Annotated in this window: 7 protein-coding genes and 1 pseudogene; all 8 read left to right on the top strand. The window is 64.2% G+C overall.

Annotated features, from left to right (window positions below; translation table 11 throughout):
* The coding region (locus tag L979_RS13640; protein ID WP_081994556.1) for an SDR family NAD(P)-dependent oxidoreductase at window positions 1–750 on the top strand (750 nt) is incomplete at its 5' end.
* 61 nt (window positions 751–811) lie between these two features.
* Entirely contained in the window at window positions 812–2,005 is a 1,194-nt protein-coding gene (locus L979_RS13635; RefSeq protein ID WP_052209910.1) for an acyl-CoA dehydrogenase family protein, read from the top strand.
* Between the two features lie 24 nt (window positions 2,006–2,029).
* Complete coding sequence (pyrE, locus tag L979_RS13630) at window positions 2,030–2,611, top strand: orotate phosphoribosyltransferase (RefSeq protein WP_081994554.1); 582 nt, start codon at window positions 2,030–2,032, stop codon at window positions 2,609–2,611.
* A complete protein-coding gene (locus L979_RS13625) occupies window positions 2,604–3,260 on the top strand; it encodes an RNA methyltransferase (protein WP_047692773.1) in 657 nt (218 codons plus the stop codon). Before pyrE ends, L979_RS13625 begins: the two co-directional genes overlap by 8 nt.
* A 391-nt stretch (window positions 3,261–3,651) precedes the next feature.
* Complete coding sequence (locus tag L979_RS16055; protein WP_047692771.1) at window positions 3,652–5,094, top strand: hypothetical protein; 1,443 nt, start codon at window positions 3,652–3,654, stop codon at window positions 5,092–5,094.
* Between the two features lie 135 nt (window positions 5,095–5,229).
* Window positions 5,230–7,121 (top strand): annotated as a pseudogene (pelF, locus tag L979_RS13615) (GT4 family glycosyltransferase PelF).
* A 10-nt stretch (window positions 7,122–7,131) separates the two neighbouring features.
* A complete protein-coding gene (locus L979_RS13610; RefSeq protein ID WP_047692769.1) occupies window positions 7,132–8,205 on the top strand; it encodes a putative glycoside hydrolase in 1,074 nt (357 codons plus the stop codon).
* Between the two features lie 216 nt (window positions 8,206–8,421).
* Window positions 8,422–9,447, top strand: coding sequence for a class II fructose-bisphosphate aldolase (gene fbaA / locus L979_RS13605; protein ID WP_047692767.1), 1,026 nt, complete (start codon window positions 8,422–8,424; stop codon window positions 9,445–9,447).
* Window positions 9,448–9,517: the final 70 nt, after the last annotated feature.

The raw sequence follows: 9,517 nt of genomic DNA, 5'->3' as shown, positions 1-9,517 counted from the left end.
AGTGCGCTGGTGACCGGTGCGGCCTCCGGCTTGGGGTCTGCTGTGGCAGCCTCACTGGCCGCCCAAGGAGTGCACGTGGTGGGCGTGGACCTGGACTCCGGCATCACCAGGGCGCAACAAGCTGGTTCTGTTCCTGATGGCGTGACCCTGGTGGCTGCCGACGTCACGGACGGAGCCGCCGTTGACGCCGCTGTGGAAACCGCCCAGGCGCTGGCCCCTGTGCGGACCGTGGTCAACTGCGCAGGCATTGCCCCGGTGGCGCGGATCGTGGGCAAAAAGGGCCCACATGACCTGGGTCTGTTCCGCACCGTGATAGAGGTCAATCTGATCGGCACCTTCACCGTTCTGGCACGCGCTGCGGCGGTCATGGCGCACAACGTTCCCCTGGAGGGCGGGGCGCGCGGCGTCGTCGTGAACACCGCCTCCGTTGCGGCCTTTGAAGGCCAAGTGGGGCAGGCGGCTTACGCGGCCTCCAAAGGTGGGGTGTACTCCATGACCATTGCTGCCGCCAGGGATCTGGCAGGGGTGGGGATCCGGGTGTGCACCATTGCCCCCGGCATCGTGGAGACCCCCATGATGGCCGGGATCACCCCGGAGTTCCGGAAGGAACTGGAAGCCAACGTCCAGTTCCCCAAGCGCCTGGCAAGACCGGAGGAATACGCGCAGCTGGTGCAGATGATCGTGGAGCACGACTACCTCAACGGCGAAACCATCCGCATGGACGGTGCGCTGCGGATGCCCCCGCGCTGAACACAGGACCACATTACCAACGACGACGCCGCGGGGAACCCCGCAGGAGAAGGAGACCACTGTGGGTGCACCGCAGGACTACCGACTGGGTGAATACCTGGGCACTGATTTTCTGGATGTTTTCAGTGACGTTGATGCAGATGACCGCGCCCACTGGGACCGGGCCAAGCAGTACGCGGAGGAAGTCATTCCGGTGATCGGTCAGGCCTGGGACAAGGCCGAATACCCATTGCATCTGGTCAAACGGATGGGTGAGCTGAGGCTGCTGACCGACGGCCTGGACATCCCGGGCCTGGAACCCATGTCCCCTCTGGCAGCAGGTTTGGTGACCATGGAGATCTCCCGGGCGGATGGCTCCATGGGAGCGGCCGCAGCAGTCCAAGGTGGACTGGTGCTGCGCTCGCTGGCGTTTTTTGCCAGCGAGCAGCAACGGGAGAAGTGGCTGTTGCCCATCGCCACAGCAGAGGTGCTGGGCTCTTTTGCGCTGACGGAGCCGGATCACGGCTCCGACTCCGTGTCCCTGGAAACCACCGCGGTGCGCGACGGGGAGGAGTGGGTGATCAACGGGAACAAGCGATGGATCGGCAACGGCGCCTCCGGTGGCATCACCATCGTGTGGGCAAGGAACCCGGAGGACAACCAGGTCAAGGGCTTCATTGTGGACCAGGAGACCCCCGGGTACACAGGTGTGCCCATCGCCGGCAAGGGCGGCATCCGGGCCATCCACCAGGCGGACATCACCCTGGAGAACGTCAGGGTGCCTGCTGATGCGCAGTTACCCGGTGTCACGTCATTCAAAGACGTCTCCAAGGTCCTGTCCGAAACCCGCCTGAGCGTGGGATGGTCCGCGCTGGGCCACGGACTGGCCATGTTTGATGCGGCCTTGAACTACTCCAAGCGTCGCACCCAGTTCGGGCAGCCGCTGGCCACCAAGCAGATGGTCCAAGAACGTCTGGTGCAGATGCTGGAGGAGTTGACCAACATGCAGCTGCAGTGTGCACGGGCCACGGAGCTGCAGGCTGCGGGCACCTTGCGTCCCCAGCAGGCTTCCCTGGTCAAGTACCACAACACGCGTGCTGCCCGGCGGATCGCATCCCTTGCCCGGGACATGCTGGCCGGCAACGGCATGTTGCTGGAGAACCACGTGATCCGTCACCTGCTGGACGTGGAGGCCATCCACACCTACGAAGGCACTGAATCCGTCCAGGCCCTGATCCTGGGCCGGGAGCTCACGGGCCACAGCGCCTTCGCCTGAAGTGGCGCACATAGGATGGTGTCCATGAGCACCGAGCTGAACGCCCCTGACCTGGACACCGCCCGTGAGCGATTGCGTGAACTGATCGTGGAGCTGGCCGTGGTCCGCGGCAAGGTCACGTTGGCATCCGGGATCGAGGCCGACTACTACGTGGATCTGCGCCGCGTGACCCTCCACCATGAAGCCTCCCGGCTGGTGGGGCAGGTGATGCTGGGCATGCTGGATGATGCCGGTGTGAATTTTGACGCTGCAGGCGGGCTGACCATGGGGGCTGATCCCGTGGGTCACGCCATCATGCGCACCGCCGGAGACCAGGGGCGCGCCGTGGATACCTTTGTGGTGCGCAAGGCGCAGAAGTCCTACGGCATGGGACGCCAGGTGGAAGGCCCGGCGGTTGAGGGGCGCAACGTGGTGGTGGTCGAGGACACCTCAACCACCGGGGGATCTGCGCTGACTGCTGTTGAGGCCTTGAAGAAGGCCGGTGCCAACGTGGTGGCCGTGGCCATCATCGTGGACCGCGCCACCGGGGCCAAGGAACGCATCGAGGAAACCGCGGGAGTGCCCTGCCTGTACGCCTACGGCAAGGACGAACTCGGTCTTGACTGAGCCGGTGGCAGATCCTGGTGCGTCGACCGAGCGCCCGGAGGTGGGGGTTGGTCCCTGGGAGGGGCCCTTGCCGGAGGGCAACCACTGGGATCCGGAGCTTCTGCGCGACGGCGATCGCCGCAACGTGGAAGACGAGTTCCGGTACTGGCGCCTGGAGGCAATCGTTGCCGAGCTGGATTCGCGCAGGCATGCCTTCCACGTGGCCATTGAGAACTGGGAGCACGATTTCAACATCGGCTCCGTGGTCCGTACCGCCAACGCGTTCAATGCGGGCGGGGTGCACGTGGTCGGTCGTCGTCGTTGGAATCGGCGGGGTGCCATGGTCACGGATCGGTATTTGAGCGTTCACCACCACGCTTCAGTGGCGCAGTTCCTGGACTGGGCCCGGGGTGAGGGGTTCGCCGTGCTGGCCGTGGACAACGTGGAGGGCTCGGTGCCGATCGAGACTTTCGAGCTCCCGGAGAAGTGTGTGCTGGTGTTCGGCCAGGAAGGCCCCGGGCTCTCTGCCGAGGTCACGGAGCGCGCTGATGCTGTGCTGGAAATCAGCCAGTTCGGTTCCACACGTTCCATCAACGCGGGTGCTGCAGCGGCCGTGACCATGCACGCGTGGATCCGCCGCCACGTTTTCGGGCAGACTCCCACCCCCTGAGATCACCACTTGCTGCTGAGGTCACCTGCAGTTGTGTGTCATCTCAGCAGCAAACGGTGATCTCACATAGGAAACATGGGCCTGACCTGCCGTCATGCTGCACGGTTGCCACGGTGTGACCAGCGTTGCCCGGCGTGACCTTACCCACCTCCGCATCAACAAACTAGTTCTGACATGGGCAAACAATGCATTACTACTCATGAGTAGGTTTTTAGACCTGAATCACGTTGCAGCAGTAGTGCAATTGTGAACGCCCGGAAGCACATTGAAGCCATCAAGTTCGGGCGCATCCAGGCACGCGGTTTCTGATCCGCAGCCAAGTTCGAATCCGGCGGGGGCCGGGTTGGGGACTTCCGGGGCGTCGCAGATCATCCTTTGGGGAGATGGATTCATGGGCTCTTTTGCTGCTGTCCTGCAGGACACCTACAGTCGCCGTCGAGCGTCGCTGATTGCCGCAGTGCTGGTGGCAACACTGGCCGTGCCGGCTCTGGTGGGGGTTGTGCCCGCCACTGAAAGCGGTCTGTTGATCGTGGCCGGCGTGGTGATCGGTGTGATCACCGTGCTGCTCATGCCGAACAAGCGGCTCAACGCGGCCGTCACGGGTAGCTCTGACACCCGCGGCACCTTGGGGCAGGGCATTGCCTTGGCCCTCTACCTCTCCCCGCTGGTTCTGTTGAACCTGGTGTTCCCCCTGGTCACCCCGGCCATCAACAACCAGGAAGTCGGGGGAGTGACCCTGACCTACATTGTGCTGGCCAGCTCCATCACCACCCCGTGGTTGGCTCAGGCTGCTTGCATGCCGGCTTATCGCGGTCTGGCGCAGCTCATGGGCGACAAGGACATGTCCCAGATCGTCCCCCGCTTTGTTCAGGGCTGGGTGCCCATGCTGGTCCAGGCCCTCCCCTTGGTGGCCGTGTTTGCCCTGCCGTTGTGGCTGGTCAGCGGTTGGTCCGCGCAGGCCATGGGGCTCTACGCCCTGCTGTGCGTGCTGCACCTGGTGTTTGTCCAGTCCTTGGTGATCGCCAACATCGGTGAGCGCCGGGGCCACTGGGCCGTTGCCTGGATCGCCTACGCCGCAGCGCTGGCCGTGGCTCCCACCTGGGTCTGGCTGCCACCCGTTGCTGCCACGCTGACCCAGCTGTTCTTCATCCGGGGCCACCTGCGTCACGTCACCGCACTGATCCGCCTCCCGCACCGTGATGTGGCCAAGGATCTGCTGCGCGGCCTGCTGCTGGGTTCCGTTCTGTGGGGGGACAAGTTCATCCTGTTCATGGTCACGGACGGTCAGTTCCAGGTGATTGTGGTCTTCATGGCCATGCTGCCGGCCGTGCTGGCTTACAACTTCTACTTTGTGAACCTGGCTCCGGCGGTGGACAACAACATCCGTGGCTTGCACACCGCCATCCAGGGTGAGCCCATCAAGGACCTGGTCAACACCTCCGCCGAACTCTCCCGTGTGATTGACCGCTCCGTGCTGCGAACCGGCGCCCTGGGCATGTTGCTCACCCTGGCCTGCTCGTTGGTCCTTGAGGTTCTGGTCCCGGAACAGGCCGGTCTGGCCGTGGGGATCGCGCTGGCCTCCTGGGCCTTCATGATGCTCACCATGCTCAGCTACGAGCTGGACTACATCGGCGAACGTCACCTCTCCCAGTGGCTGGCCGCCGCGCACCTGATCGTGATGATCGCAGCATTCGCCCTGGTGCCGAGCGTGGGCGCCTACTTGATCATCGTCACCGGTGACCTGGCCCTGGTGGCCGTGGCCTGGTGGCTCTACAAGCGCGCCTGGTCCCAGCCGGAGTACACGCTCTTCTGGCGTCACGCCGTCACGTGGTGAGCCCCGTTCGTCGTCGTGGGTGTTCATGCAATCCCACGACGACGACGCCCCGCTCACCTTCCCGCCTCACCTCCCCTGTGCAGGGCTGAGGTTGGCGAACCCCCAAGAAGTTTTGACTCTGAAACGGATTGCATCATGAAGTTCCTGGACAAGTTCACCCAGCAGTTCAAGAAGACCAGCCAGACCAGCACCGAACTCAACGCTGCGCAGATCGCCTACAACGGTGACTACCCGGAGGTGGACGTCGCCATCGTGATGGAGTCCACCTACCCCTACCTCAAGGGTGGGGTGTCTGCGGTGGTGCATGACATCGTGGTGGAGAACCCGGACGTGGAGTTCGGCATCATTCACATCGCGTGGGATTCCAAGGCGCCGCACGAGGATCTCTACGGCATGCCGGGCAACGTCAAGTGGGTGCGCATGGTCTACCTGTCCATGGAGGAGCATCGCCACGACTTCAGCTCAGCCCGTGTGGCGGACCTGAACATGACCTCGCGGGAGCGTCGTGAGCTGACCGACCGACTCTTCAATGCGCTGAAGGTCCTGGCCAACCAGGATCCGTCCAAGCGTGAAGTGGATGCCCTGTGGGAGTTGCTGGACGAGGGTGTCCTGGAATCCACCCGCCGGTACCCGCTGTGGGCCCTGCTGGGATCGCGTGAATTCATGATGGGCGTGGGCCGGCACCTGCCGGAGCTGGGGCTGTCCCTGTCCGAGGCTTTCTGGACGCTGCGCAACTTCTTCTCCCTGGGGCACGCCGTGCTGGCGGAGACCATGCCGCGGGCCAAGGTCTACCACGCGCACACCACCGGGTACGCATCCCTGATGTCTGCTGCGGCCGCCCGTGAGCACGACACCTCCTTCCTGCTGACCGAGCACAACCTCTACGTGCGTGACACCGTGAACACCCTGCTGGGGCGCAACATGGCCTTGCCGCTGACCTCCCACGACTACAGGGAGTTCGACGTCACCGCGGAGGAGCGGGCCTGGATGGCATGGTGGACGGAAATGGGCCACTTCTGCTACCCGTCCGCGCAGGTCATCACCTACTTGTACCCGTCCGCCATTGCGGAGGCCGCCTCCCTGGGCACGGACGTGGACAAGTCCGTGGTGGTTCCCAACGGCATGGTGATCGAGGAGTTCGACCGTCCCTACCGTGCCCGGGCGGAGGCCATGGAGTCGATCTTTGCCAACCCCAAGGAGCACCGCTGGAGCCTGGTTTACATTGCGCGTCTGGTGCCCATCAAGGGACTGCTGGATCTTCTGGAATCCATGGCCATGCTGCGGGAGATGGGCTACCCCAACGTGCACCTGAACGTGCTGGGCCCCACCGAACACGATCCCGGGTACCACCAGGCCTGCGTGGAGAAGATCGCTGCGTTGCAGCTGGAGGACATGGTCACCATTCACGGCACCGTGAACGTCCGCGAACACCTGCACGAGTACGACCTGTTGGTGCTGCCGTCCTACAACGAGGGCAGCCGATCGTGGTCCTGGAGGCCATGGCCGCGGGCATCCCCACCGTGGGCACGGACGTTGGCGGCATGAAGCAGCTGATCCACGATGACCTCACCACCGGTGATGGCCGCGTGTATGAGGCCTGCGGTGAACTGGTGGTGGCCGGTGACATCCAGATGATGGCTGAAGGCATCCACCGCGTGGTTTCCAACCCGGAGCTCTACAAGACCTATTCGGTCAACTCCCGCGAGCGCGTGCAGAACTTCTTCCAGCTGCACGAGGTCATGGCCAACTACAACCAGCTCTACCGCATGCTCGGTGACACCGCCGGTGAGCGCAACGTGCGCTACGAGGGCGCCTCCGAGGTGGCCCACCGCCGCATGGATCCGATCACGGAGTCCCTCATGGTGGTCTCCCCGGATCAGGTGGAGTCCACGACCGCCACCGGTGTGGAGCAGGCACGCAAGGCTGCCGCCTCCATGCCTGAGGTCGAGCCCATCCATGAAGGAGACCAGTGGCTGGAGCTGGATGCTGAGCACGCACGCCCGGGGTCGCCCCGGCACCGTGCGTGAGGAGTGATTCATGAGTGGGGTGGGGGCGTGGATCCGGTACAAAGACCCGATTCAGGCGCATGAGATCGACTTTGCGGTGGAGCACTACCGGGCTGCGATTCTGCAGCCCTGGGAAGTGGAGGCCGCCGCCGAGCTCAAACGCCGACGCCCGGACATGACGGTGCTCTGTTACAAGTGCCTGTCCTCCACCAGGGATTACGAACCTGGTCCGGTGTTCACCTCCGGAGTCAGTTCTACGGAGGCCGAACGGGAGGGTGGGGACTGGTTCGCCACTCGCCTGGACGGCAGCCGCATTGAGTGGGAGCGTTACCCGCGGCACTGGCAGATGCGGGTCTGGGACCCGGCCTACCGGCAACGGTGGGTGGCCAACGTGTCTGCCGAACTGGCTGATTCGCCGTTTGACGGGGTCATGGCGGACAACGACGTCTTTGACGACTATTACGGGCTGAACCTTCCTCTGACCGGGTTGGATTCCATGTCTGAATTGCGGGCGGCGCTGGGTGAGTTGGTGGCTGCCGCGGGGGCTGCGTTACGGGAGCGGGGCAAGATCCTGGTCCCCAACATTGCGGAATCGCGGCGCGAACCCGGCCGGTGGGACACTCACGCGCAGTGGGGTGGCGGGTTCGAGGAGGTGTGGCTGGGCTGGAATCCTGATGAGCTGTTCGAGCCCTACACGGCACATCAGCAACTCGGGCAGGCCGCCGGGCCGGGCATTTCCATCCTGCGGGTGCCCACCCACGGTTCGGATGACCACCCCAATTTTCTGTACGGACTGGCCGCCTTCTGGATCTTCGGTGATGGTTCCGGGGCCTATTCGGCAACGGGCCATGATGACTACTCCCAGCTGCAGTACGTGCCGGAGCTGGACTTCCAGCTGGGCTCCCCGTTGGGGCCGCCGCAACAGGTGGGGGACACCTGGACGCGGGAGTTCAAACACGGTTTTGCCGCCGCCAACCTGGCCAAGGATCGGCGGATGCGCCGCAAGATCAAGGTTCCCCGCGGCATGGTGGACGCCTCCGGTGAGCCTGTGGCACGAAAACACGTGCTGCATGCCCACCACGGGTTGGTCCTGCGCCGGGGCTGACGTCGTCTCCACCGCTGAGATCACCACTTGCTGCTGAGATGACACCCAGTTGGGGGTCATCTCAGCAGCAACCGGTGATCTCACGAGTCAGGACCTCACGGCACCTGATGGCATCACCCTGACGTTGCCCACAACGGGCCAGTAGACTGGGCAGCAGTGCCGCCGTGCACACGTGGCCGGTGGCAGCCCAAGGCACTCGACGAAGAAGGAGCCAGCATGCCCATCGCAACCCCTGAGGTCTACAACGAGATGCTCGACCGGGCCAAGGAGAAGGGTTTCGCCTACCCGGCGATCAACGTCACCTCCTCCCAGACCCTGAACGCAGCCATCCGTGGTTTTGCTGAGGCCGGCTCTGACGGCATCATCCAGGCTTCCACCGGTGGCGCTGCCTACTGGTCCGGCTCCTCCGTCAAGGACATGGTCCGCGGATCCCTGGCCATGGCTGCTTTCGCCCGTGAGGTGGCCAAGAACTACGACGTCAACATTGCCCTGCACACGGACCACTGCCCCCAGGACAAGCTGGAAGGCTTTGTGCTGCCGCTGCTGGCCGAGTCCGAGGCGGCTGTGGCCCGCGGCGAGGACCCCATCTTCCAGTCCCACATGTGGGACGGCTCCGCCATTGACCTGGACGAGAACCTCAAGATCGGCGCCGAGCTGATTGAGCGCACCGGCAAGGCCAAGATCGTGCTGGAAGTTGAGATCGGTGCTGTCGGCGGTGAAGAGGACGGCGTGGTCGGCGAGATCAACGACACCCTCTACACCACCACGGAAGACGGCATCAAGACCGTTGAGGCCCTGGGCCTGGGTGAGAAGGGCCGTTACATCACCGCTCTGACCTTCGGCAACGTGCACGGCGTCTACAAGCCGGGCAACGTCAAGCTGCGTCCGGAGCTGCTCAAGCAGATCCAGGACGAGGTCGGCGCCAAGTACGGCAAGGACCGTCCGTTCGACCTGGTCTTCCACGGCGGCTCCGGCTCCACCGAGCAGGAGATCGCTGACGCCGTTTCCTACGGTGTGATCAAGATGAACGTGGACACGGACACCCAGTACGCCTTCACCCGCCCCGTGGCCGGTCACATGCTCTCCAACTACGACGGCGTGCTGAAGATTGACGGCGAAATCGGCAACAAGAAGCTCTACGACCCCCGCGTCTGGGGCGCTTCCGCTGAGACCGGCATGGCCGCCCGCGTGGTCCAGGCCTGCAAGGACCTCGGCTCGGCCGGGACCTCCGTCACCGCGTGACGCTTCTGCTGGTGAGTTAGTCCCTCACGGCAACGACGACGGCGGGTCACCTTCCTGTGGGAGGTGACCC

It is taken from the genome of Kocuria sp. ZOR0020 (assembly GCF_000800955.1).
Classification (GTDB): Bacteria; Actinomycetota; Actinomycetes; order Actinomycetales; family Micrococcaceae; genus Kocuria; species Kocuria subflava.
Note: the sequence above shows the minus strand (reverse complement) of the source record. Positions and strands in the feature narration are given on the sequence as shown.

Coding starts and splice junctions, on each gene's coding strand:
- L979_RS13610 (WP_047692769.1), top strand. CDS start 7,132: ATGAGTGGGGTGGGGGCGTGGATCCGGTACAAAGACCCGATTCAGGCG.
- fbaA (WP_047692767.1), top strand. CDS start 8,422: ATGCCCATCGCAACCCCTGAGGTCTACAACGAGATGCTCGACCGGGCC.
- pyrE (WP_081994554.1), top strand. CDS start 2,030: ATGAGCACCGAGCTGAACGCCCCTGACCTGGACACCGCCCGTGAGCGA.
- L979_RS16055 (WP_047692771.1), top strand. CDS start 3,652: ATGGGCTCTTTTGCTGCTGTCCTGCAGGACACCTACAGTCGCCGTCGA.